This window comes from Hymenobacter sp. BT730, assembly GCF_030542105.1.
In the GTDB taxonomy this organism is placed as follows: domain Bacteria; phylum Bacteroidota; class Bacteroidia; order Cytophagales; family Hymenobacteraceae; genus Hymenobacter.
The window spans coordinates 1,549,450-1,573,873 of sequence record NZ_JAUOFB010000001.1 but is presented as its reverse complement, the minus strand read 5'-3'; the positions used below and the strand labels follow the sequence as shown (position 1 = coordinate 1,573,873).

Here is a 24,424-nt window from a genome sequence, read left to right as displayed (position 1 = left end):
AGTTACAAAGTCATTTGCAAGGCCAAGAGAATTTTGGGACCCAGTAGAAGAGTTTAATTGTCCGTTTTTATAGTCTATAACCATCCCAACTACAACTAAAGCATTAGAAGGTATCTGCCTTTATAGGCTCGACACTCCTTATCTTCGCCGGGTATGAAACGATATTCCCTGCCGCTTGCGCTGGCGGCTTTCTTTGCCTGCACCACCGCCCAGGCGCCCGTTACCTCAACGGTTACTCCTTCCCTGGCCGCCCCCATACCAGCTGCTACGCCCGTGGTTACGGCCAAAGCTATGGTGGTATCGGCGCACCCGGAGGCTTCCCGCATTGGGGTAGAAATTTTGCAAAAAGGCGGCAATGCCTATGATGCGGCCGTGGCCGTACAGTTTGCGCTGGCCGTGGCCCTGCCAGCGGCCGGCAATATCGGGGGTGGCGGCTTCCTGCTTTACCGCGGGGCCGATGGGAGCGAAGGTGCTCTGGATTTTCGTGAAACGGCGCCGGCGGCTGCTTCCCGGGATATGTACCTGGATGCGCAGGGCAACGTAGTACCCGACCGTAGCACCCTGGGCCATTTGGCCGTGGGCGTACCCGGCACGGTGGCCGGCATGGTAGAAATTCACAAAAAACTGGGAAAGCTGCCGTGGAAAGACGTGGTGCAGCCCGCTGTGGACCTGGCCGCACAAGGTCTTACACTAACGGAGAAAGAAGCAGCGGGTCTGAATAGTAACCAGGAGGCTTTCCGTAAGTTCAATGCCACCCATCTACCGACCTACTTGCGTGAGCAAGGTGAGTGGAAAGCCGGGGACAGGATTAAATACCCCGAGTTGGCGGCTACTCTAGCTCGAATTCGCGACCAGGGACGGGCGGGTTTTTATGAGGGTGAAACCGCCACCCGCATTGTAGCGGAAATGCAGCAGGGCAAGGGTCTTATCACCAAAAAAGATTTGCTGAGCTACCAGGCCAAATGGCGTACGCCCCTACACGGGCAATATCGTGGCCATCAGGTGCTCACCTTTCCGCCACCCAGCAGCGGCGGCGTGGCACTTTTGCAGATGCTGCAAATGCTGGAGGCCTATAATCTGGGGGAAGCCGGTTGGCATTCGCCGCAGGCTGTGCACTGGATTACGGAAGCCGAACGCCGCGTGTACGCCGACCGCGCCACTTACCTAGGCGACCCGGACTTTGGCCGCGTACCGGTGCAACAGCTTTTGGAGCCCAGCTACAACAAACTACGCATGGCTACTACTCTGCCCTACCGTGCCACCCCTAGCAAAGAAGTGACTGCCGGCAAGGGTCTGCCAGGTTACGAGTCAGACCAGACCACGCACTACAGCATTGTAGATGCCCAGGGCAATGCCGTGAGCTGCACGACCACTCTTAATGGCGGCTACGGTAGCAAAGTAGTAGTAGCAGGTGGTGGCTTCCTGCTGAATAATGAAATGGACGATTTCAGCAGCAAACCCGGCACCCCTAATTCTTATGGTCTGGTAGGGGGTACGGCCAACGCTATTCAACCTGGCAAGCGCATGCTATCCTCCATGACGCCGGCTATTCTGACCAAAGATGGCAAGGTGGAACTGGTAACCGGCACACCGGGCGGCAGCACCATCATTACCTCCGTGCTGCAAAGCATTCTGAATGTCATTGACTACGGCATGAACGCCCAACAGGCAGTGGCCGCGCCGCGTCTGCATCACCAATGGATTCCCGACCAGATTGACGTAGAAAATAATGCCCTGTTGCCCGCCGCGCAGGATACGCTCCGCGCCCGCGGTTACAACCTGAACCCACGTGGCCGCTGGGGCCGTCTGGATATTATTCGGGTGCTGCCCGGCGGCAAGCTGGAAGGCGGCGCCGACCCGCGTGGGGATGATTCTGCGCAGGGCTATTGAAATTGCAATAGCCGCCTGCCATGCTGAGCTGAGTTGACTGTTTAGTATGTGCAGTAAACTCAGGCTTATCTATAATAAAAAGGCCGCTCTGTTGCAGAGCGGCCTTTTTTCAGCACAAGCCAACATCACTCAGTGAGAAACCTTCATATTGCCGGCAGCCATAATGAGCGTCTGGCCCAGGTGCCGGAGCTGGTCGCCGAGGTTATTGTGCAGGTGGGCTGCCATTTTAGAGGTTTCCTGCCCCAGGCGCTGTAAGGACTGGCTGAGCTCCAGGGTGTCGCCGTTCTGCAGGTAGCCTTTCAGGCTTTGCAGCTCAGCTACCATAGCAGCGCTGCCGTGGTTGTTCTGCAGCGTTTCAACCCAGCCATCAATGCTTTCCAGTGCGGGTTCGAGGTGAGAATGCAACCCATGGTTAATACCATCGGTGAGGGCAATGACGGTTCTTTCGAGGTGTTCGGCGTGGTTGTCCATAGTGCTAGGGAGATTTTGGGAATGATTGGCTAGCTCTTTACGCCTCGAAGTGGAATGCTGTTGTGCTACTGATGGTGAGTTGTTTTCGGGGAGGCTTCCGTAGCCGTATCCGGGGCAGTATCTTGGCCTGCTCATTAAGCTCTGTTTCTATGCTCCGTAGCGTACGCCGCGTATTTCCCCTGCTGTTCCTGTTGGTTTCGCTTACGGCTGTAGCCCAGCGGGAAGGAGGCGGACCGCCCCGGAAGGACCCGTTTGGCCAAAAGGAAATGCCCGGGCGCGCCGTTGGGACAGGAAACTACCAAAGTCATACTTACCAGGCCGGAATCCTCACAGTTGTCAGTAGCAACGGCAGCACGGTTCAGGTACGTCCGTGGGCTGAGGGGGTAGTACGGGTAGAGTATTTTCCGGCGGGGCAGCCCGTGCAGGAAATTCCATCAGTGAGCGTAGTACAGCCTGCCAGTACATGGTTTCGGTCGGGGGCCGGGAAGGAAAGCCCGGAGAAAGACGCGCTGCCAGCCACTCAACAGCCCCGGAACGCAGGTAATGTCCGCGCCACGGCTCAAACGCTGGAATGGCAAACCGATGGCACGACTACTGTCATCATTCAAAAAAGCCCGCTGCGCGTCAGCTTTCTACAGGCTGGCAAAACCCTACTGGGCGAAGTGAGCGGCTCTTTCCAACGTGACGCCTCCCCTACCGGCACCCCGGCTGGCCTCGGCGTCAGCTTTAAGCTTGCACCAGATGAGCACTTATACGGCACCGGCTCCCGCGCCCTTCCCCTGGACCGCCGCGGCCGGCGCATCATGCTCTACAACGAAGCGCACTACGGCTACCAGAATGGGGAACCGATTTTGAACGTGAGCCTGCCTACCATAGTCAGCAGCCGGGGTTATATGCTGTTTTTCGATAACCACGCACCGGGCACCTTAGATCTGGGCGCTACGGAGAAAAACACGCTGGAATACACCGGCGAAGGCCTCCGGCATATGGCCTATTTCCTGATTAGCGGTAGTTCTTACCCCGAAATGCTGAGTCGCTACACTGCCCTGACGGGCCGGCAACCGCTGCCCCCGCGCTGGGCCATGGGCCTTATCCAAAGCCGGTTTGGGTATCAGTCGGAGCAGGAAATGTACCAGGTGGCAGCCCGTATGCGGCGCGAAGGGTTTCCCCTGGATGGGCTGGTGCTGGACCTGTACTGGTTTGGCGGCACCACCCGGCAGGGCGACTTTCAGTGGAAGCAACCCAACTTCTCTGACCCTAAGCGCATGATTCGCCGCCTGGACTCCGCGGGTGTAAAAACTATTCTGATAACGGAGCCTTACATCATGCGCACCTCCCGTAATGATGCCTTTGTGCGCAAGCAGGGCTTGGTAGGGCGCGACAAAAACGGCCAGCCCTACACGGTAGAGTCATTCTGGGCGGGGCCGGCCACCCTCATGGACATGTTTAAGCCCCAGGCCCGCGAGTGGATGTGGCAGCAGTATGACCGGCTGAAGCAGGACGGCGTAGGCGGCTGGTGGAGCGACCTGGGCGAGCCGGAAAACCAACCCGCCGATATGGTGTATGATGCCGGCCCCACGCGCCGCATTCACAATGCCTACGGGCAGGCCTGGGCCAGTATTATCAGCGAAGGCTACGCGAAGCATTACCCGCAGGAGCGCCTGTTTAATCTGGGCCGCTCGGGCTGGGCAGGTATGCAGCGCCACAGCGTATTTCCGTGGTCAGGGGATGTGAGCCGCTCCTGGGGCGGATTGCAGGCGCAGGTGCCCATTATGCTGAGCATGGGCCTGGGCGGGGTGGGCTACATGCATTCCGATGCGGGCGGATTTGCCGGCAATACCGTCGACCCGGAGCTGTACACCCGTTGGCTGCAAATGGCCAGCCTCGGCCCCATTCTGCGGCCCCACGGTTCCGGTGTGCCACCGGAGCCCTACTGGTTTCCGGAGCCCTACAAGAGTGCCGTGCGCGACTTCACCCACCTGCGCTATGAGCTATTGCCTTACCTCTACACGCTGGCCTGGGAAAACAGCGTGACCGGGACGCCCCTCACCCGCCCCATGAATTTCGGCGAAACCCAGCTGCGAAACGAACCTTTACTGGAGGCCTCCGCGGAAGAACCGGATTCGGCCCAGTCGCTTGATGCCATAGAATCAGAAACTAGTTGGGGCTGGAGCACTAAAGCCTCCAGCCTGTGGGGCAGCAACCAGCTGCAGAAGCGCCAGCAAAAACGCTTCCTCGCTCAGAACAAACCGAAGTTCACCAACATCAACGACCAATATTTCTTAGGCTCCAACCTACTGGTGGCGCCTGTTATCCAGCCCGGCCAGCGCCGCCGCAACGTGGTGTTGCCTGCCGGCAACTGGATTGATTTTCACACCCACGAGACCCTCCCCGGCAGCCAGACAGTGGGCCGCACAGCCCCGCTGGCCCGCATTCCGGTGCTGGTGCGCTCCGGGGCCATTCTGCCCATGGCACCCTACGTAAACACCACTGCCCGTTACCGCACCGATACCCTGCGGGTGCGCTTTTACGCTGACCCCTGCGTGGGGCAGTCGAGCTTTACCATGTATGAGGACGATGGTAAATCGGCGCTGGCGCAACAGCAAAACGCATATCAGCTCATAGCCTTTGCGGGCAACGTCACGGCAACTGGCACTTCCCTGCGCGTGGCCGTGCACGGCAGTTACCCCGGCGCGCCCACCCAGCGTACGGTGGAGCTGCTGATTCCTCGCGTGGCGACAGCACCCGCCGCAGTACTGCTTCAAAACACTGCGCTGCCCGCAGCCGCCTGGCAGTACGATGCCGCTTCGCAAAGCCTGCGGCTGCGCTTTCCGTTGAGCAAGCAGCCGGTCGTTATTTCCATTCCGGGTCTGCAGCTCAATACCACACCCGCCACCAACTCGGCGCCCGAAGTAGTGACGCTGGAAGCGCCCAACAACCGCACCTTTAGCGGCAGCGTGCGGTTGCCCTACACGCTGTTTGTAGCGGGGCAATATCCCTTGGTTATTAAAAATGCGGCCGGCGAAATCGTAAAATCCCTACCTACTGAAACCTTTGCCGGCTCGCACACCATCACCTGGAACGCTGATGACCAGCTGGGCCAACCTGTACCCGGCGGGGTGTATTGGGCGGAGATGAACGGGCAGCACCAACGGCTGGTGCTGCTGCGCTAATGACCGTTCCGTTTGAGGTATTGCCGGCCTTTTTCCCAGTATGCTTCGCCCAGGTGCCACCAGGCCCGCAGCTGCTGAAAAGCGGGCGAAAACAGAATATGCAGGCCACCCACCCAACCCAGGGAGCCTACCCAACCGGCCAGCACATCGGAAGGATAGTGTACGCCCAGGTACATGCGCGAAAGGCCCACTCCCAGCGCAAACAGCCCGCCCAGAATCCAGATGGGCCAGCGCCAGGAGCTGCGCCACACCAGAAAGCCAATGGCCGCCGCCAGCGCCATAGAGCCCATGGCGTGGCCGCTGGGAAAGCTGTAATAAATACCGGGCGCCACGGAGTTCCATAAAGCGGGACGGGGACGGCCAAAGGCTGCTTTCACCAGCAGATTCAGCATAATGGCACCGCCCACGGAAAGGGCAAAAAACAAGGCATCGGTGCGGCGGCGCCACAGAAACAAGCCTGCGGTTAGCACAAAGCCGGTGGTGAGCATGGGCGGCGGTCCGCCGGCGTTGGTTAGCGCCAGGGCTACTTTATCCAATGTGGGCGTAGCATAGCCGTGGATAAACTCCAGAATAGCTTTGTCGCCGAAAAACCCGCCCGACTCCCAGATATCCTCTGCTACTTCCACAAAGATGATCCAGGGGCCCACAAAGCTGAACAGCAGCAAGGCCAGCAGCACCCAATGCGTGTGCAGGAAACGGCGAATCAGAAAAAGCAGTTTGGCAAGCATCATATGCAGGTAGGACGTACCAGAGGTACTGTACTGGGTTTCCGGCAGATTGTTTGTTTCTTTCCGGTCTGCTGATCTGCTTGGCTCTGCGGTTGCGGTGCCTCCCTCCTGCTTATGAAAAACCCCGGCGTACCGGTTCTGGCCCTTGATTCGTTTCCACAGCGCCCCGCCCGGCGGGCATACTACCTGGAGCGCCTGGACCGGCACCTGGCCAACTTCCCCGGGGTGAGCACGCCGCATACCCACAGTTTCTACCTGCTGCTTTACGTCACGACGGGTCACGGCACCCATACTATTGATCTGGTGACGTATGACCTCAAGCCGGGCAGTGTATTTTTTATGACGCCCGGGCAGGTGCATCACTGGCAGCTTTCCTCGGATGCACAGGGCTACATCATCTTTTTCACCCCCGATTTTTACCTGTTCCGCTACCCCGGCAGCCGGCTTTTTGAGTACCCGTTTTTCAATCCGCAATTCCCACCGGTGTTGTACCTGACCAGGGAGGAAAACGAGCTGCGCCCCCTTGTAGAAAAAATGTGGCGGGAAGCTGCCACCCCGGCTGCCCAGCAGGAGGATATCATACGGTCTTACCTCCATATTTTCCTGGAGCTGGCCGCCCGCCATTACCCTGAAGTTGCGGCTCCCGGTTCCGACGAGCATCCGCATAGCCTGCAGCTTTTGCGGGAATTCGGGCTGCAGCTCAACCAGCATTTTCGTCAGTCCCGCACGGTGCAGGATTATGCCGACAGGCTGCACGTGAGCCCTAATCATTTAAATGCTCTTTGCCGACGGCATTTGGGTAAAACGGCCAGCATGCTCATTCAGGAGCGGGTGGTGCTGGAGGCGCAGCGCCTGCTTACGCACTCTACCCAAACCGTGGCCCAGATAGCCGATGCCCTGGGTTTTGAAGATGCTTCTTACTTCGGGCGCTATTTCCGCAAACACGCCGCGCGTACTCCGGAGCAATACCGGAAGGCTGAGCTGAAAGACCAGGCAAACAGCGGGCATTGATTTGTACCAGACAAACCCGTAAATGCATCTTACCAGCCCCCTTCTATCGTAGTAGTTTTGTATTGTTCAATGCGCTTGCGCACCGCTATTCATGCAGAAGATAGAATCTACGCCTCTGGCCTTGTTGGCACAAAAATGCCCACGCTGCCATACCGGGCCCTTATTTACCCACAGCGCACTACACCTTACTAAATACGCCGATATGCCCGAGGCCTGCCCGGTGTGTGGGCTGCGCTATGAGCCGGAGCCCGGGTTTTATTGGGGCGCTATGTTTATCAGCTTTGCTTTCTCCACGGGCATTATGCTGGTTGTGGGCTTTCTGGTGTACCACCTGCTCAACGACCCCGACGTGTGGGTGTACATTTTAGCCGTGGCCGTAGTCACGGTGCTATTGATGCCTTTCTCTTTGCGCTACTCCCGCGCCCTTATGTTGTATTTGTTTGGCGGCGTGCACTACGACCCGCATTTTACGCCTACAGGGAGTACCTCCAAGAGCCGGTAACCTGCTTTTGCGTACTGCTTTACCCCAGTCCGAAGCTGCCGAAACAGCATTGGGCTGGGGTAAGCAGTTTTATGTATTTCGTCTAACACACTTCGGTACTGCGCGAAAACTGATAATTTCCCGCATGGTCACCTTTCGTCTGCCGCTGCTGGTGGGCCTGCTGAGCTTGCTTGCAGCCTGCAACTCCTCTTCTACTTCTGAAACCGACTGCGCACCGGCCGCACCGCCGCAGTACACTATTAAGCACCCAGCCTGGGCCGATTCGGCCAGTATTTATGAGGTAAACGTCCGCCAATACACGCCGGAGGGCACTTTCCGGGCATTTGAAGCCCACCTGCCCCGCCTGCAGCAAATGGGCGTGGGCATTTTGTGGCTGATGCCGGTGCAGCCCATCGGCCAGCTCAACCGCAAAGGCACGCTGGGCAGTCAGTATTCCATTCAGGATTATCGGGCCGTCAACCCGGAGTTTGGCACCATGGACGACCTCCGGCACCTGGTGGCGGAAGCCCACAAGCGGGGCATGCATGTTATTCTGGACTGGGTGGCTAACCACACCAGCTGGGACAGCAAGCTGGCGAAAGAGCACCCCGAATGGTTTACCAAAGGTCCCAAAGGCCAGTTTGTAACGCCCGTTTCTGACTGGCAGGACGTTATCGACCTTGATTTCTCCAAGCCAGAACTACGCCGCTACATGACGGAAAGCATGGCTTTCTGGGTGCGCGAGGCCGACCTGGACGGCTTCCGCTGCGACGTAGCGGGCCTGGTGCCCATGGATTTCTGGAACCACACCCGGCAGGAGTTGGAAAAGCAAAAGCCGGTGTTTATGCTGGCGGAATGGGACGAGCTGCACGACCCACCCTTCCTGAAAAAAGGCGAGTTCAACCCCAACACCGGCATGCTGGAAAAAGCTTTCGATGCTACCTACGCCCTGCGTATGCGCTACCTACTGGATAGCATCAGCCGGGGCCAGCAGCCAATAGCTGCTCTGGATAAGTACCGCCAGGTAGAGCGCACCCGCTACCCGGCCAACACCTATCTGATGTACTTCACCAGCAGCCACGACATCAACAGCTGGGATGGCACAGAGTATGAGCGGCTGGGGAAGAATGCCTTGCCGCAGGCCGTGCTAACGGCGCTGCTGCCGGGCATTCCAATGGTGTATAGCGGCCAGGAGGCGGCCCTGAAAAAACGGCTGCGCTTCTTTGATAAAGACACTATCCCCTGGAATGGCTACCCGCTACAGGACTTCTATAGTAAGCTGCTGCAGTTGAAAAAGCGTCATCCAGCTCTGCGCAACGGCGACCCATGTAGCCAGTTTACGCGCCTGACTTCCCCAGAGGGCACCTATGCCTTTCTGCGTCGTAAAGGCAAGTCAGGTGTACTCACCGCTGTAAACATGGACGCCCAGCCCCATCAGCTGGCGCTGGCCACCCTGGGCCCGGGCGTATACCGGGAGCTGTTCAGCGGCCAGGTACTGCGGCTGGGGTCAGGCTCGAAGGTGCTGTTACCACCCTACGGCTACCACGTATATGAGCGACTACCCGACCCACCCCGCAATGGACTGTGGTAGTATTGCCCACTGTGGAGCTTCTCTAGCGGGTTTAGAGGCTTTACCCTATTAACTAATTATCGAATGCAATACCGTGAACTGGGCCGCTCAGGCCTGCATATTGCCCCGCTGGTGCTGGGCGGCAACGTCTTCGGCTGGACGGCCGATGAAGCTACTTCCTTTCAGGTGCTGGACGCTTTTGTAGGCGGTGGCGGCAATGCCATTGACACCGCCGACGGGTACTCCGTATGGGTGCCGGGCCATGTGGGTGGCGAGTCAGAAACCGTAATTGGCAAGTGGCTAAAGCAGCGCGGCCGCCGCGACGAAGTGGTCATTGCCACCAAAGTAGGCTGGGAGGTGAATGCCGAAAACAAAGGCCTCGCCAAAAACTACATCTTGCGGGCTGTAGAAGGCTCCCTCAAGCGGCTGCAAACCGACTACATCGACTTGTATCAGTCGCACAAAGACGATCCAACCGTGCCGGTAGAGGAAACCCTGGAAGCCTATGCCCAGCTGGTAAAAGAAGGCAAAGTACGAGCCATTGGGGCTTCCAACTTCACGGCGGAGCGGCTGCGCGAATCGCTGAAGGCCAGTGAGGCCCACGGTTTTCCGCGCTACCAGAGCCTGCAGCCGCTGTATAATTTGTATGATCGGGCCGCTTTTGAGCAGGAGCTGCTGCCGCTCTGCCGCGAGGAGCAAATTGGGGTAATTCCTTACTATGGTCTGGCTTCCGGTTTTCTGACGGGCAAGTACCGCACCGAAGCCGACCTGCAGAAAAGCCCCCGTGGTGGTGGCGTAGGACAGAAATACCTCAACGAAAAAGGCCTGCGTATTCTGACTGGGCTGGATACCGTGGCCGCCCGCCATCAGGCTACGCCTGCCCAGATAGCCCTGGCCTGGATTATGGCCCAGCCCGGCCTTACGGCGCCCATAGCCAGCGCCACCAGCGTAGCCCAGATAGAGGAGCTGCTACCTGCCTTGCATCTGCGCTTATCTGCTGATGATCTGGCTATTTTGAATAGTGCCAGCGCCTAAATCCGGTTTATCCACCAGGCATTAATCAATAGAGAAAGGCCTCCCAAAGCTTAAATAGGTACTTTGGGAGGCCTTTTGTGGTTGTCCTAATTTGGATTAGCTGGCCAGCGAATTACCGCACGGCCTTATGGATTTCCTGCGCAATATCTTTTTGCGTTACCTGATCCTCCATCTTGGCAGGCTTCATCGGCGACTCCACGAAGTTGAAGAAAGCTTCCTCATTCCAGGGGCCGCGCAAGTCCCGGTCCCCGTTTTGGCCGGTGCCGGTAGAGGCGTTGAAATATTTATCCACCACACCGGGGGTGGGCGCCAGCAGGCCTACTTCCAGCGGGTCTTTGCCCATGCTGTCGAGGGCCAGCATAAAGGATTTCATGTGGGTGATTTCACGGGTCATCAGGAACTGCAGGGCATCTTTGGTGCCGGCATCGTCACAGAAATTAATCAGCCGCTCATACACGATTTTGGCGCGGGCCTCGGCAGCAATGTTGCTGCGCAGGTCTACATCCAGCTCGCCCGTAATTTTAAGGTAGTCGGCAGTCCAGGGGTTGCCCTGGGAGTTGAAGAGGTTAACCCCGCCCCCACCGGCAATGGCAACCAGCGGGTCGGCTTCGGCCAGCTCCCGGGATTCTTTGGTGGGTTTGAGGTGCAGGCGGGCCAGGGTGCCGATAATTTCCAGATGGCTGAGCTCCTCGGTGCCAATATCCATGAGCAAATCCTTGCGGCCGGGGTCGTCGCAGTTTAGTCCCTGAATGGTGTATTGCATGGCCGCGGCCAGCTCGCCATTGGCGCCGCCAAACTGCTCCAGCAGCATATTGCCAAATCGTGGATCGGGGGTACCTACCCGAACCGTATACATTAGCTTCTTCACGTGGTGATACATAACTACCAGCTTAAAGGGTGAAAGATAAAGGAGGGTGTACGCCCCGTTTTCCACCGCTGTTTCTGGCTTGGCAGGCTTTCTGAGCTGAGGCCCAAATTATGTTTCCAGCATCGTAGAGGTGTAATATTTAGATAATTCAAATTTCTATCGGGAGTACCAGAATGCCCCTGTCTTGGGTAGGGCCAGTAACTTTTGGTCAGGCCAGCGCTGCCTCTGTCACTTTGCTGATATCCTGACTCAGCTGGCGGATGAAGGCCAACTGCTCGGTGAGCACCTGATCATCGGCGGTGCGCGTGCCAGACGGTGGCGTGGCGGTTTCGGGAGAGGCGGCTTCGATGGGGGGGACAGCCGTAGCTGGGTCCAGACGGCGCAGGCTGGTGGCCAGGGCCGCCATGGCCTGGCCTAGAGGGCGCTGCTGTTCCGGCGGCACCTTAGCGCCGGGCTGACTGGTGAGCGTAGCGCCCAGAGTAGCTATGTTAGAGGACAGGATATGATTAAGAACCACAAACTGCTGTACTTCTTCGCTGTGCTGCCGCTTGCTTTCCGGCTCGGATAGCATGCGCTGAAACGCCGCTGACAGGTTAGCCGAGCTGATGTATACTGCTTTGCGCACCAGCTTATACTCGGTGAGCTGCAGCGGGCGCCCCGCCAGCCGGTCGGCCAGCTGCTGCAGGTAGCGCAGGTTGGCCTCCACCACGTCGCGCATGAACTGGCGGAGCTGGTTGGCCTCCCAGGTAGGAAACAGCAGATAGCCAGCGGCCACGGCAATGGCGCACCCAATGAGGGTATCCAGCACCCGCTCCTTCAGCAGCGGTAGAAATCCCAGCCCCAGGAAAGTGAACATAATCAGCAGGAAAGGCGTCATCAGAAACACCGAAACCACATAGTTGCGGCGCTGAAAGCTGTAAGTACCAATCATCAGCAGCACCATCAGCAGAAAGCGCAGGGTGGGCTCGGTTATCAGCCATAGCAGCAGCACGCCCAGCACACCGCCCCCAATAGTGCCCAGCACGCGCTGGTAGTTGCGCTCTTTGGTCAGGCTGAAGCCGGGCTTGAGCATGAAGGCGCAGGTCATCACAATCCAGTAGCTGTGATGCCCGAAAGCCACCCACTTGGCCACCACAAAGCCAAACAGGCAGGCCAGCCCCATGCGCACGGCGTGCCGGAACACCGAGGATTTCACGGTGAGGTTGCTCAGCAGCAATGCCGGCGAGAGGTTTTCCCGCCCCACAAACCGCCGATACTCCACGGGTCCTACATCCCGGCGGCGGGTGGGGGAAGCGGGGTCGAAGTACTGCACCAGGGCCTGGAGCTGCTGTTGCATGTTGCGAAAGTTCACCAGCACCTTTTTTAGCATGAGCATGCTTATACCGGGTGCCTGCTCGCCCACGGCATCAATACGGGCTTTCAGCTGGTCCAGCTCGGCTGTCCAGTCGGGCCGTTTAGAGTAGGGGCGTCTGGCATGAATGGCCAGGCCAATGGCATCCAGCTCGGCGGCCATCTGCCGGATCAAACGGGCCATATCAGGCAGCAGGCCAGTGGCCCCGAAGCGCTGGCGCAGGGCAGCATAGTCATAATAGGTAGCCGTAATCTGCTCATACAAGTCCACGGCTTCTACAAAGGCGAACATCAGAGCGCGCCCCACGCCGGTAGAATCCTCTACCAACTGACGGCTTTTGAACAGGAGTTGCCGCATAGCATCCTGCCTTTCACTTACCACCACTTGTTGAGCCAGCAAAGTACGGTAGGCTACATTCAGGTCTTTCTGCGGCTCATAGAAATCCGCCTTCAGCTCCAGAAACTTGGCAATGGCGTGAATACACTCACCCAGGGCACGCTCTACGGGGCGGTAGGGCCGTACCTGCCGGGTAAGCAGGCTGGCGGCGGTGTACCACAGTCCGCCCCCCGATACCAGCGCCGCATACTGCAGCACCTGGGGGGGCGTGAGAGGCTGGTCCATCATCAGAATCATCACCAGCAAGGCAGCGGTTCCCACGGCGGCAGCCCGGTTGCCGTACACCATCAGCATGGTGAAACAGAAGCTGGCCAGCAGGATTTCGGCTCCCAGCACGTACACATTCAGGCGGGCAAAGCCCGTGACCAAGGCCATAATCAGCATACACAGCACACAGGCCAGCATACCATTGCGCTTGTGCAGTGTGGGTCCCGGAATATCGGTCACACTCACGCTAAGCGCCCCCAGCGCCAGAATAAACCCGGCTTCCATTTGGTTCAGGTAAGCGCAGACAAGGCTGGGAATGAGGACCAGCAGCGTGATGCGGAGGCCATCGGCTACGTCCTGCCCGAAGAGGAAAAACTGAAGGCGGCGGGTGTCAAATGTCATCAGCAGAGAATGGCCGGTATGAGCGGCAGAGGGGAAGCATACAAAGGGCGCAGCAGCCGTGGTTGTCAAATACGCAACTCCTACGTAGCAAATCAACGCAACGATAACAGATTCCCGCTGCCTTGTCAGCAACTCTTTTGTAGAAATGAGCGGCTTATGCCGGGTAGGAACCGGCCACCAGAGGTAAGCCACGGGCCTGCGGGCGGTACATATAGAAGGTGATTTTCGCGGATATTGCAGGGCTTTTTCCCTTTTTCCGCTATGCTGAAGCTGCTGCACGTTCACCACATTGCCATAATCTGCTCAGATTATGCCGTATCCAAGCGGTTTTACACGGAGGTACTGGGCCTGGCTGTCATACGGGAGGTATACCGGGCAGAGCGGGACTCCTGGAAGCTGGACCTGGCTCTGGGCGGCAATTATATCATCGAGCTCTTCTCTTTTCCTACTCCCCCACCGCGGCCCACGCGCCCCGAGGCCACGGGCCTGCGCCATCTGGCCTTTGCGGTGGATGATCTGGAAGCTACCATCCAAGGACTGCATGCCCACAATGTTGCCTCGGAGCCCATCCGGGTGGATGAATTCACGGGGCGGCGCTTCACTTTTATCCAGGACCCTGATGGGCTGCCGCTGGAGTTTTATGAGGTCTAATACTCTTATTCAGTTGCTGCTAAAAACAACGCCCCGGTCATTTGGCCGGGGCGTTGTAGCATCTACCTGGCTACATGAAGCTTCCAGGTAGGCTTGCATGGTATGCTTCAGAATATACGAGTAGGTATCAACGGAGTTACTCGTTTCTACCTACTTCACTAACTACTGTAACCAACTAGATTAGTGAACCTTATAAGCCACACCCAGTCGAATGGCTTGTATATATGCTTCGTTTACGCCGCCTACCCAGCCTGTTTTATAATTAGTCAGGCCATAAGAGTAGCCGGCTGTAAGGCTAACGCTCCCCCGACTAAGAGTTATGCCGGCCCGCAGCCGTTTGTCCCAAGGCTCATGGCTACGCTCTACTTCTATTTTCTGGGCTTGTCCATTAAGAGTAAATCGGCCTTTCTCCCAGCAAGAAAGCTGCCGCGCTATTTCTGCGCCTACGGTGATATCCAAGGCCACCTGACCCAGCCGCAACCGCTGCCCTATGTAGGGATATAAGCCAATAAACTGGTTTTCCAGGTTTGTGCGGCCCTCTACTGCGTAATTTTGGGTACCAAAGGCGTACGCCCCGTTCAGGCGGGTGGCCGGGCGCAGATTATCGTAGCTTAGTTGCGCCCCAAGCAGCAGCCCCCGTTTACCCACGTGCTGGCCTTGCACCGCGGCTCCGTATGACCAGCCCCAGCGGCTACCGTAGGGATTATTGGTATAAGTGTTTCCGGGACTGGTGTCACTCAAATTCACAAACGAAGTAGGCTCGGCCGAGGCTCCCCGGAAAGCCGCTACACCGGAGTTCAGATGTACCGAATATTCCGTTTGCTGCGCCTGGGTTAGTAGCGGCAGCGCACAGAGCGGCATTAAGAGGGAAAGTATCTTCATACAAAATCTGTTTTTAGCAGGAGACGGTTAGCGGCTGATCCGTTGCACAAGGTACCGGCTTGTTTTCGCTGAATGAACAACATCCACCGGCCTGGCCTGCGGCTTATTGTCTGTTCCATTCTACCTTGTCGCCATTATGCCTGTACCACACCAACCGCTTCCCTATCTTATTATTGACTTCGACAGCACTTTTACTCAGGTAGAAGGGCTGGACGAGCTGGCCGATATTGCCCTGCAGGGTAGCCCGGAGCGGGAAAAGATAGTGGGCGAAATCCGGGCTTTAACGGACCAGGGCATGAGCGGCAGCCTTAGCTTTTCAGAGTCGTTGCAGCGGCGGCTGGCCCTGCTGCCCGCCCGGCGCGAGCACATTGGGCAGTTGGTAGAAAGGCTGAAAGGGCTGGTTTCCGAAAGCATTCAGCGCAACCAGGCGTTTTTCCACCAGTTTGCCGGGCGCATTTATGTGGTCAGCAGCGGCTTTCGGGAATTTATTGAGCCGGTAGTCGCCGAGTTTGGCATCGGGCCCGATTTCGTGCTCGCCAACACCTTCACTTTCGACGCGGAAGGCCGCATCACGGGCTTCGACGCCGACAACGTGCTCAGCCAGAACGGCGGCAAAATCCTGCAGCTGCGCCAGCTGGACCTGGAGGGCGACGTGTACGTGCTCGGCGACGGCTACACTGACTACCAGATTCGGGAAGCCGGCCTGGCCAACCGCTTCTACGCCTTCACGGAAAATGTCAGCCGTGAGGCCGTGGTGTCCCGTGCCGATGAAGTGCTTCCCTCTTTCGACGAATTTCTCTACCAGAATAAACTTCCGATGACCCTCTCCTACCCCAAAAACCGCATTAAGGTCCTGCTCCTTGAAAATCCTGACCCGCGGGCGGCCGAGCTGTTCCGACAGGAAGGCTACCAGGTAGATTTGGTACCCGGCGGCCTTGATGAAGACGAACTGGTGGAGCGTATTGATGGGGTAAGTATTCTGGGAATCCGCTCCAAAACGCAGGTAACACCCCGCGTGCTGGAAGCTGCCAACCGCCTTATAGCTATTGGTGCCTTCTGCATCGGCACCAACCAGATAGCCCTGACCGAGTGCATGACAAAGGGGGTAGCTGTGTTCAACGCCCCCTTCTCTAATACCCGCTCTGTGGTAGAGCTGGCCCTGGGCGAAATCATTGTGCTGGCCCGCCGCATCCCGGAAAAGAACCCTAAAATGCATGAGGGCGAGTGGGATAAGTCGGCGAAAGGCTCGTTCGAAATTCGGGGCAAGAAGCTGGGCATCATCGGCTACGGCAACATCGGGGCACAGCTATCCGTGGTGGCAGAGGCCGTGGGTATGCAGGTGCTTTACTTTGATATTGCCGAAAAGCTGCAACTGGGCAACGCCGTGAAGTGCCGCACCCTGGACGAGCTGCTGCAACAGGCCGACATTGTGACTATGCACGTGGATGGTCGCCCGGAAAACACCAACCTCATCGGCGCCCGGGAGTTTGCCCTCATGAAGCCCGGCACCATCTTTCTTAACAATGCCCGCGGCCACGTAGTAGATGTGCCCGCCCTGGCCGATGCAATCCGCTCAGGTCACCTGGGCGGCGCAGCCGTAGACGTTTTCCCCTACGAGCCCAAAACCAACCACGAAACTTTCGAGAGTGAGCTGCGTGGCCTGCCCAATGTGCTGCTTACGCCCCACATTGGCGGCAGCACTGCCGAGGCCCAGCGCAACATTGCTGAGTTTGTGCCCGAGCGCCTGATGCAATACGTGAATACCGGCAACACCCAGCAGAGCGTCAACTTTCCTAACATTCAGCTGCCAGTACAGCAGGCCCACCGCCTCATTCACATTCACCACAACGTGCCCGGCGTGCTGGCCCGCATCAATAACGTGCTGGCGGCCCATTCTGTGAACATCCTCGGCCAATACCTCAAGACTAACGAGCACATCGGTTATGTAATTACCGATATCGACAAGGAATATGAGCAGGAAGTAATTGGCGAGCTGCGCAAAGTGGAGCACACCATTAAGTTTCGGGTGCTGTACTAAGGCGAGTTCACCTGAAGCTGATGTAAGATTTCAGGCAAATACTTGGTGGAATGCTGCTGTCCAGGCTAATAGCTAGCGGCTCTCCAAAGCGGGACTATTCTACGCGGGAGGCGTCTGCTAACTCCGCAGAGGCAGCTAACACACCGCAGAAATTACCTCTAGACAAAGGTCTGCAGCGCCTTGGCCCAGTATGATAGATTGCAGCTCACCTATGGCATATATGATCCACCGGGGTGGCGCGTCATTCTTGATGTAGGGTTGAGCAGCCAAGCAGGGTATATACTGTAGTGGATTCTTTTGCCTTGCCCTCAAGAGTCAGGAGAATACCACCTCTCCCAAGGCTCAAATTCTCCAAAAGCCGAAGCCAAGACCAGTAGCAGGGTTGTCCCCGTTTAAGCAAAAAAGGCCGTTATCGGCCTTTTTTTGTCTACCCCTCATCTGTAAACAAATACTACAACTACGCTTCACTTATGCTGGTGTCAGCAAGCGAACCAGGATACCAGCCCTCCCTAAAATCCTGGTTAAAGCTATAACGAGCTACCAATAGGCATCTCACACATGCTTATCGACAGATATTGTATCATTTAAGCAAAAAATGTTTTTAAGGTTTTTGACATAAAAACCAGATGGCAGTGAAAGAAATAACACCTGACTACAACGCCTATCAGACACTATAAATATTTGATAATGACAACAATCATAATATTAATTATTATAAATATTCATTCAGACATATTTTAATATTTAAGAAGATTCGCTTCAACAAAAACAATAAAAATCTGTGTCACATTTCAGGAAAATCTTTCCTGTATTTAAAATTATTTTCGGGTTATGGTCGTGAAAACCGGTGAATAATAAGGGTGCGTAAGAGTCTGCAGTTAGCGCTACCTCCTAGCGCTACTCTGCTTTTTTCAGCCTTCGGGATGTATAAAAGCATGTTGCTTTGCTCAGGCAGGGGTGTTCCTCCGCACCTCTGCACCACCCATTTTTCACCCCAATCACAAACCCTTAATGAAAAAACATTTAGCAGTTCTCGTGATGCTCTGCCTTTCCGGTAGAGGTTTGTTTGCCCAAGGTGTAGTTGATCCAGATTTGCGAGCGGCGTTGAAAAACAGCCCCGTTGCGCAGGTAGTAGTTACCTTTCAGGGGGATGGCGCCCCTAAACTTGCCCAGCTTAGCGTGCTCCAACAGTTGGGCATCACCAAAGGCCTCACCTTTCGGGCATTGCCCATTGCCGGTGTGCTGGCCACGGCCGCCCAGGTAGATGCGCTTTCCAAAAACCCGGCAGTAAAGTCTCTGTATCTCAACAAAAAGCTCAGCTATTTCAACTACGACGACACGAATCTGACCGGCGTAAAGCGCCTGCGCGCCGACAAAACCATTACTGCCCGCAACAATGGCCTGCCAGTTTCCGGCAAAGGCATTGGTGTGTTAATTAACGACAGCGGCGTAGATGGCACCCACGAGGACATCAAGCTAGGCACGCACCTGGTGCAGAACACGCTGGGCAGCACTAACCTGAATGCCTACGATGCCATGCTGCCCGTGACGTATGTAGAGGGCGTTCCAAATACCGATACCAACTCTGGCCATGGCACGCACTGCGCCGGCACGGTCGGCGGCAATGGCATGCGCTCCGGCGGTAAGTACGAAGGCGTAGCGCCCGGCGCCAGCCTCCTGGGCTACGGCTCTGGCGGCGCCCTGCTGGTACTCGATGCCATAGGCGGTTTCGACTATGCACTCACGCACCAGTACCAGTACAACATCCGCGTCATCAGCAATTCCTACGGTTCCAGCGGAGCCTTCGACCCCACCGCCCCCATCAACGTAGCTTCCAAAAAGGCTTATGACCGGGGCATGGTGGTAGTATTTGCCGCTGGCAATGAAGGCCCAGGTGCTGATACCCATAACCCTTACGCCATTGCGCCCTGGGTAATTTCCGTAGGCGCCGGCGACCGGTACGGCAAGCTGGCCGATTTCTCCTCCCGGGGCGTGAAAGGCGAAGGCGGCACATTTACTATGGATGGTGAAACCTGGATGTATGCTAACAAGCCTACCATTGTAGCCCCTGGCGTAGATGTAGTTTCTACCCGCGCTGTGGCGCCCGTAGCTTCCCTGAGTGCGCAACAGGATGCAGAGCTGCTTGATCCGGCTTACGTGCCCTTCTACACGCACATGAGTGGCACTTCCATGGCTACGCCTCACATGGCGGGTGTAGTGGCTCTGATGCTGGAAGCGCAACCCTCCCTCTCCCCGGCCCAAGTGCGCGAGATTGTGGAGAAAACTGCCACCAACATGCCCAACCGTGAGTCGTGGGAGGTGGGAGCCGGCTACGTGAATGCCTATGCCGCCATAGACAAGATTTTTCGCTCCTCTAACTTCGGCGCCACGGTCAATGCTACCCGTACCTTCAACAGCACCGTCACCACAGAAACCACTTCGCAGGCGGTCAGCATCAATTACAACCCGCTGCTGACGGCTACCAACCAGATGACGTTTTCGGTAGCTGCCGGCACCAACAGCCTGGAAGCTAAAATCATTGCCGGCGGAGTTTCCGGCCAGACCGGCAATTCCCTGAACCTGATTCTGCTTTCTCCTAACGGCACTGAGTATCGCTCAGGCATTCCGGTAGCTTTTGCCTTGTATTCGGATAGAAGCGTAGCCGTGGCCTCGCCCATGGCCGGCACCTGGACGCTGAAAGTAGACGGCCTGAACGGTGTGGCGCTGCCTGAAACCGTGTCGGGCAAAATCACGCAAACCAGAGCAACCGGCACCACCGGTCTGGGCGATATAGCCGGCCATCCTGCCGAAGCGGCCATTAAAATGGCCGTAGGCGCCCGTCTGGTAGATGGGGTTGTGGGCGGCTATAAGCCCAACGATTTGCTGAAGCGCATTCAACTAGCTGATTACCTGCTGATGGGCCAGGCTGTGCGCCAGTACTTCCCCACCACCGGCGCGGTTACCTATTCTGACGTGACAGGCAATGAGGTATTGCTGGCCGAAGCCGTATCGGCTAAAGGGGCAGCGCTGCGCGACCGGTTCCATGAGTTCAATGGCCTCATGTTGCCTACAGCTACCGGTAAATTCTCGCCCACGGGCACTGTAGACCGCACCACCCTGGCTTATGCCTTGGTACAGGGCCTGGGCTTGCAGCAGTATGCCGTAGAGCGCACCGGCAAAGCCGTAACCGTGAAAGTAGATGGGAAGGATATTCCGGTGGATGATGCTGCTAAAATTACGGCCGGGATGGAAGGCTATGTAAGCGTGGCATTGGAACTGGGCCTTATCAATGCGTACTTCACCGTCACGCAGGGCACCTTCGACTTGCTGCCTACGCTGCACGCTACCTTTAAACCCACCCAGAATGTAACCCGGGCTGATTTCGCGGTTATCGTAACCCGCACGTTCCCGCAGTGGGATGCGGTAACCCAACCAGTAGCGCAGTCTGCCACTCAGGCCAGCCGCACAGCTACTGATGCGCTGACTACCCGCCTGAACGAGGAGCCCGCCGCTTATCCTAACCCATTTTCGGGCACCACGACCATTAGCTACGCTATGCCGCAGGATGGCTACGTAACGGTAGAAGTGTACAACGTACTGGGTCGGAAGGTGCAAACACTGGTAGCTCAGCCGCAAAAGGCCGGCAGCCACCGCGTCGCCTTTGATGGTAGCCGCTTGGCGCGGGGCACTTATATGTTCACCGTTAAAACCGGAAATACCGTTTCATCTAAGCGAATGATCATCCGGTAATCATCAAACCACCATAAAAAAAGCCCAGCTAGTCTAGCTGGGCTTTTTTTATGCCTTCATATTCCACTACATCCGCTCCCGCACCTGGGCCAGCACCTTCTGCATTTCCTGCCGGATAGCGCCGGTTTCTGCTACGTGGTTATTATTCATAAAGCTGAAGGCAAGTAAGCGGCCTTTTTTAGTGCGCAGGTAGCCGGCGAGGTTGTGGGTGTTGGAAAGGGTGCCGGTTTTACCCCACACCCAGGGGCCGCGCTGGTCGTGGTAGAGGCGGCGGAGCGTGCCGTGCCCGCCTCCGGCGGCCAGCAGGCTCAGCAGGCGCTGCTCGGGCACTTCCTGGTGCAGCTTCAGCAGCAGCACGGTCATGTCCCGGGGGGTGATGAGGTTCTGGCGGGAGAGGCCGGAGCCATCTACCCACACGGGTGCATCGGGCAAGTCAGAGAGGTAACGCTGCTTCATGATGCGGATGGTGCGGGCAGTATTCAGGGAATCGGGACCCAGGCGGCTGGAGCACATGAGCAGCAGCTGCTCGGCCAGGAAATTGTCGCTTACTTGAATCATGCGGCGGTACAGCGAATCGACGGGCAGGCCGGCTACGGTGTGTACCTGCTCCTGGGCGCGCGGCTGCCACGGAGCCGGCAGTATAGGCCGATGCAGGGTATCCTGCAGCAGAGTCATCAGCAGGGCCGGGCTGGTGCGGAAGGGCGTTTCATCCACCCAATTTTTCTGGATGGGCATGACGTAGAACCGGTTTTCCAGTGCGGCCCGCCGCACATGGTCATAGCTGTTGAGGTAGCCGGAGGGGGCGGGCTCTACGCTGGCCGTGAATACCTGAGGCAGCACCAAGGGCTGAGCTTTGCCGGCACGGGCGTAGAAGCGCACCGTGTGGCCGTAAATGGGAAAGGGTCCGCGCTCGGGCTGGTAATAGTAGTTGTAGTCGTCCCAGCTCCAGCCGGGGCCGAAGGGCTCTACGCAGGGAATCTGGGCATAAAACAGCTTCTCGGGGCGGCGCTGCAGGAATTGAAAGGCTGCGCGGGAGGGGACGTCGCCGTGCAGGAGGGTTGGGTCGCCGGTGCCCCAGAAGATGAGAGAGTCCTGGCGCACTACGTAGCGCAGGCTGGGCAGGGAATCACCCAGCAGGTGCAGGCCAGCATACAGGCTGAACAGCTTCATGGTACTGGCCGGCACAAAGTATTCTTCGTCGCGGTAGCCGAAGACTCGCTCCCCGGTAGCAGCATCGGTAATGCTCAGGCCCACCTGGTGCTGCTTGAGGACTGGCGAGTGCGCCACCAGCTTATACAGCCAATGCGGGCCCTTATTACCGAAAAGCGCCATTTCGGCTGCCTCTTTCTCATCGTTGGCCCTGGCTTGAAAAGCCATACCAAAGCCTAAAAGAAGTAACAGGAAGTAGAGCTTACGGCGCATAGGCTAGTTGCGCCTGCAATTTTGCTTTCAGCGCTGATTACATGTGAAGTAATAGCACCTAATTAAAGCAATACTTTAATATAATGTCAAGCATTTATTTCACAATGATATCTTTTACTTCTGTTAGTCAGATACTTAAGATATCAATTATTTTTTCTAATCTACTTTTATATTGATTCTCAGCGCTTTTTACAGTGGATAGATGACTTGAATTAGGGCTGATACTGCTGGTCTGAATAGCCAGTTGCTACCTCCCACCAGAAGCCTCCCCTACCCTGTTAGTCAAACCAGATGAAGGTGTTTTTTCGGGCAAATGTGTTTCCGGTCCGTCGGCCTTCAACTTATTCCCTACCTTTGTTTCCCGTTATGCCAGACCGAATTCTCCCCCCCACGGCTGCAACGGCCAAGTTCATTTTCGTAACCGGAGGAGTGACCTCCTCGCTGGGCAAAGGTATCATCTCAGCCTCCCTGGCTAAGCTGCTGCAAGCCCGCGGCTTCCGTGTCACCATCCAAAAGTTCGACCCCTATATCAACATCGACCCCGGCACGCTGAACCCCTACGAACACGGGGAATGCTACGTGACCGACGACGGCGCTGAGACTGATCTGGACCTGGGCCACTACGAGCGTTTTCTGAACGTGCCCACCTCCCAGGCCAACAACGTAACCACGGGGCGCATCTACAACCACGTCATCAGCAAGGAGCGCGAAGGTGCCTACCTGGGCAAGACCGTGCAAGTAGTACCGCACATCACCGATGAGATTAAGCGGCGCATGCTGCTGCTGGGTCAGGACGATAAGTTCGACGTAGTCATCACCGAAATCGGGGGCTGTATTGGCGACATTGAGAGCCTGCCGTTTGTGGAAGCGGTGCGCCAGCTGCGCTGGGAATTGCCGCCGAATGATTCACTGGTCATTCACCTTACCCTCCTGCCCTACCTGAAAGCGGCCGGTGAGTTGAAAACCAAGCCCACCCAGCACTCCGTGCGTGACTTGCGTGAAGCGGGCTTGCAGCCCGATATTCTGGTGTGCCGCTCGGAGTACCCGATTCCGGCCGAAATGCGCCGCAAAATTGCGTTGTTCTGCAACGTTAAAATCAACTCGGTTATCGAGAGCCTGGACGCAGACAGCATCTACTCGGTGCCGTTGCTCATGCTGAAAGAGCAGCTCGACGACCGGGTTATCAAGAAAATGAAGCTGACGGGCGGCACTGCCCTCCCCGATCTGGAAGCCTGGAAAGACTTCCTGGGCCGCCTGAAAAACCCCACCGAGGAAGTTACTATTGCACTGGTTGGCAAATACGTGGAGCTTCCCGATGCCTACAAGTCCATCAACGAATCCTTTGTGCACGCCGGCGCTCAGAACGAGTGCAAGGTTACCGTACGCAGCATTCAGTCGGAGAATATCAACGCCGAGAACGTAGCCCAGCTGCTGCACGGCGTAGATGGCGTGCTGGTAGCGCCGGGCTTTGGTGAGCGGGGCTTCGAGGGCAAAGTAGCGGCCATTAAGTATGTGCGCGAAAACGGCATTCCGTTCTTCGGTATTTGCCTGGGCATGCAGTGCGCCGTGGTAGAGTTTGCCCGCAACGTGCTGGGGCTGAAAGATGCTTCCTCCACGGAAATGGATCCGCACACGGCCAACCCCGTCATTGCCATGATGGAGGAGCAGAAAAGCATTACCCAAAAGGGCGGTACCATGCGCCTGGGGGCTTATGACTGCGAGCTGCGCAAGGGCTCCAAAGCCGCCAAAGCCTACGCCCGCAACCACATCAGTGAGCGGCACCGCCACCGTTATGAGTTCAACAACGAGTACCTGCAGCAGTTTGAGCAGGCCGGCATGCTGGCCTCGGGCATCAACCCCGACACTGGCCTGGTGGAAGTGGTAGAGCTTAACAACCACCCGTGGTTTGTGGGCGGGCAGTTTCACCCGGAGCTGAAAAGCACCGTGCAGAACCCGCACCCGCTGTTTGTGCGCTTTGTAAAGGCGGCTATTCAGTATCACAAAGGGTAATATTTGCTTGAAGTGATATCAGCTTTTGGCTCTTCAAAATGAAAGCCGGCCGCTATACAAGGGGCTTCCTGAGGGGAGCCCCTTCGTT

16 protein-coding genes are annotated in these 24,424 nt (G+C 57.0%); 10 read left to right on the top strand and 6 right to left on the bottom strand.

The window, feature by feature from the left end:
• Positions 1 to 153: 153 nt before the first annotated feature.
• Positions 154 to 1,890 carry a gamma-glutamyltransferase gene (ggt, locus tag Q4G72_RS06765; RefSeq protein WP_303310640.1) on the top strand — a complete coding sequence of 579 codons (1,737 nt, stop codon included), beginning with the start codon at positions 154 to 156 and terminating at the stop codon, positions 1,888 to 1,890.
• A gap of 129 nt (positions 1,891 to 2,019) precedes the next feature.
• Here ggt and Q4G72_RS06760 read toward each other — a convergent pair whose 3' ends face one another.
• The gene (locus Q4G72_RS06760) at positions 2,020 to 2,361 is read right to left on the bottom strand and encodes a hypothetical protein (protein WP_303310639.1); all 342 of its coding nucleotides are present in this window, start codon (positions 2,359 to 2,361) and stop codon (positions 2,020 to 2,022) included.
• 149 nt (positions 2,362 to 2,510) lie between these two features.
• Between Q4G72_RS06760 and Q4G72_RS06755 the strand changes: the two genes are divergently transcribed.
• The gene (locus Q4G72_RS06755; RefSeq protein ID WP_303310638.1) at positions 2,511 to 5,534 is read left to right on the top strand and encodes a TIM-barrel domain-containing protein; all 3,024 of its coding nucleotides are present in this window, start codon (positions 2,511 to 2,513) and stop codon (positions 5,532 to 5,534) included.
• Here Q4G72_RS06755 and Q4G72_RS06750 read toward each other — a convergent pair.
• The gene (locus tag Q4G72_RS06750; protein WP_303310637.1) at positions 5,531 to 6,265 is read right to left on the bottom strand and encodes a phosphatase PAP2 family protein; all 735 of its coding nucleotides are present in this window, start codon (positions 6,263 to 6,265) and stop codon (positions 5,531 to 5,533) included. The genes Q4G72_RS06755 and Q4G72_RS06750 overlap by 4 nt on opposite strands.
• A gap of 111 nt (positions 6,266 to 6,376) precedes the next feature.
• Between Q4G72_RS06750 and Q4G72_RS06745 the strand changes: the two genes are divergently transcribed.
• The 4 genes from Q4G72_RS06745 to Q4G72_RS06730 all read left to right on the top strand — a co-directional run bounded on the left by Q4G72_RS06745 (position 6,377) and on the right by Q4G72_RS06730 (position 10,359).
• Positions 6,377 to 7,273, top strand: coding sequence for an AraC family transcriptional regulator (locus Q4G72_RS06745; protein ID WP_303310636.1), 897 nt, complete (start codon positions 6,377 to 6,379; stop codon positions 7,271 to 7,273).
• 91 nt (positions 7,274 to 7,364) lie between these two features.
• Positions 7,365 to 7,775: a DUF983 domain-containing protein gene (locus Q4G72_RS06740; RefSeq protein ID WP_303310635.1), complete on the top strand. Its 411-nt coding sequence runs from the start codon at positions 7,365 to 7,367 to the stop codon at positions 7,773 to 7,775.
• A 124-nt stretch (positions 7,776 to 7,899) separates the two neighbouring features.
• Positions 7,900 to 9,345, top strand: coding sequence for an alpha-amylase family glycosyl hydrolase (locus Q4G72_RS06735; RefSeq protein WP_303310634.1), 1,446 nt, complete (start codon positions 7,900 to 7,902; stop codon positions 9,343 to 9,345).
• A gap of 63 nt (positions 9,346 to 9,408) precedes the next feature.
• The gene (locus tag Q4G72_RS06730) at positions 9,409 to 10,359 is read left to right on the top strand and encodes an aldo/keto reductase (RefSeq protein WP_303310633.1); all 951 of its coding nucleotides are present in this window, start codon (positions 9,409 to 9,411) and stop codon (positions 10,357 to 10,359) included.
• 112 nt (positions 10,360 to 10,471) lie between these two features.
• Here the strand turns inward: Q4G72_RS06730 and Q4G72_RS06725 are convergent, their stop codons facing one another.
• Positions 10,472 to 11,239, bottom strand: coding sequence for a manganese catalase family protein (locus tag Q4G72_RS06725; protein ID WP_303310632.1), 768 nt, complete (start codon positions 11,237 to 11,239; stop codon positions 10,472 to 10,474).
• Positions 11,240 to 11,435: 196 nt separating this feature from the next.
• Complete coding sequence (locus Q4G72_RS06720) at positions 11,436 to 13,583, bottom strand: FUSC family membrane protein (protein WP_303310631.1); 2,148 nt, start codon at positions 13,581 to 13,583, stop codon at positions 11,436 to 11,438.
• A gap of 261 nt (positions 13,584 to 13,844) precedes the next feature.
• Between Q4G72_RS06720 and gloA2 the strand changes: the two genes are divergently transcribed.
• Complete coding sequence (gene gloA2 / locus Q4G72_RS06715) at positions 13,845 to 14,234, top strand: SMU1112c/YaeR family gloxylase I-like metalloprotein (protein WP_303310630.1); 390 nt, start codon at positions 13,845 to 13,847, stop codon at positions 14,232 to 14,234.
• 180 nt (positions 14,235 to 14,414) lie between these two features.
• Here gloA2 and Q4G72_RS06710 read toward each other — a convergent pair whose 3' ends face one another.
• Positions 14,415 to 15,116 carry an outer membrane beta-barrel protein gene (locus Q4G72_RS06710; protein ID WP_303310629.1) on the bottom strand — a complete coding sequence of 234 codons (702 nt, stop codon included), beginning with the start codon at positions 15,114 to 15,116 and terminating at the stop codon, positions 14,415 to 14,417.
• A 136-nt stretch (positions 15,117 to 15,252) separates the two neighbouring features.
• Between Q4G72_RS06710 and serA the strand changes: the two genes are divergently transcribed.
• Positions 15,253 to 17,154, top strand: a complete 1,902-nt coding sequence (gene serA, locus Q4G72_RS06705; protein WP_303310628.1) for a phosphoglycerate dehydrogenase — start codon at positions 15,253 to 15,255, stop codon at positions 17,152 to 17,154.
• 1,011 nt (positions 17,155 to 18,165) lie between these two features.
• Complete coding sequence (locus Q4G72_RS06700; RefSeq protein WP_303310627.1) at positions 18,166 to 20,904, top strand: S8 family peptidase; 2,739 nt, start codon at positions 18,166 to 18,168, stop codon at positions 20,902 to 20,904.
• 66 nt (positions 20,905 to 20,970) lie between these two features.
• On the opposite strand, the gene Q4G72_RS06695 is transcribed toward Q4G72_RS06700, so the two are convergent.
• Complete coding sequence (locus Q4G72_RS06695) at positions 20,971 to 22,326, bottom strand: D-alanyl-D-alanine carboxypeptidase/D-alanyl-D-alanine-endopeptidase (RefSeq protein ID WP_303310626.1); 1,356 nt, start codon at positions 22,324 to 22,326, stop codon at positions 20,971 to 20,973.
• Positions 22,327 to 22,692: 366 nt separating this feature from the next.
• On the opposite strand from Q4G72_RS06695, the gene pyrG reads away from it, so the two are divergent.
• Positions 22,693 to 24,336 carry a CTP synthase gene (pyrG, locus tag Q4G72_RS06690; protein WP_303310625.1) on the top strand — a complete coding sequence of 548 codons (1,644 nt, stop codon included), beginning with the start codon at positions 22,693 to 22,695 and terminating at the stop codon, positions 24,334 to 24,336.
• Positions 24,337 to 24,424 lie beyond the last annotated feature (88 nt).

Coding starts and splice junctions, on each gene's coding strand:
- ggt (WP_303310640.1), top strand. CDS start 154: ATGAAACGATATTCCCTGCCGCTTGCGCTGGCGGCTTTCTTTGCCTGC.
- Q4G72_RS06760 (WP_303310639.1), bottom strand. CDS start 2,361: ATGGACAACCACGCCGAACACCTCGAAAGAACCGTCATTGCCCTCACC.
- Q4G72_RS06755 (WP_303310638.1), top strand. CDS start 2,511: ATGCTCCGTAGCGTACGCCGCGTATTTCCCCTGCTGTTCCTGTTGGTT.
- Q4G72_RS06750 (WP_303310637.1), bottom strand. CDS start 6,265: ATGATGCTTGCCAAACTGCTTTTTCTGATTCGCCGTTTCCTGCACACG.
- Q4G72_RS06745 (WP_303310636.1), top strand. CDS start 6,377: ATGAAAAACCCCGGCGTACCGGTTCTGGCCCTTGATTCGTTTCCACAG.
- Q4G72_RS06740 (WP_303310635.1), top strand. CDS start 7,365: ATGCAGAAGATAGAATCTACGCCTCTGGCCTTGTTGGCACAAAAATGC.
- Q4G72_RS06735 (WP_303310634.1), top strand. CDS start 7,900: ATGGTCACCTTTCGTCTGCCGCTGCTGGTGGGCCTGCTGAGCTTGCTT.
- Q4G72_RS06730 (WP_303310633.1), top strand. CDS start 9,409: ATGCAATACCGTGAACTGGGCCGCTCAGGCCTGCATATTGCCCCGCTG.
- Q4G72_RS06725 (WP_303310632.1), bottom strand. CDS start 11,239: ATGTATCACCACGTGAAGAAGCTAATGTATACGGTTCGGGTAGGTACC.
- Q4G72_RS06720 (WP_303310631.1), bottom strand. CDS start 13,583: ATGACATTTGACACCCGCCGCCTTCAGTTTTTCCTCTTCGGGCAGGAC.
- gloA2 (WP_303310630.1), top strand. CDS start 13,845: ATGCTGAAGCTGCTGCACGTTCACCACATTGCCATAATCTGCTCAGAT.
- Q4G72_RS06710 (WP_303310629.1), bottom strand. CDS start 15,116: ATGAAGATACTTTCCCTCTTAATGCCGCTCTGTGCGCTGCCGCTACTA.
- serA (WP_303310628.1), top strand. CDS start 15,253: ATGCCTGTACCACACCAACCGCTTCCCTATCTTATTATTGACTTCGAC.
- Q4G72_RS06700 (WP_303310627.1), top strand. CDS start 18,166: ATGAAAAAACATTTAGCAGTTCTCGTGATGCTCTGCCTTTCCGGTAGA.
- Q4G72_RS06695 (WP_303310626.1), bottom strand. CDS start 22,326: ATGCGCCGTAAGCTCTACTTCCTGTTACTTCTTTTAGGCTTTGGTATG.
- pyrG (WP_303310625.1), top strand. CDS start 22,693: ATGCCAGACCGAATTCTCCCCCCCACGGCTGCAACGGCCAAGTTCATT.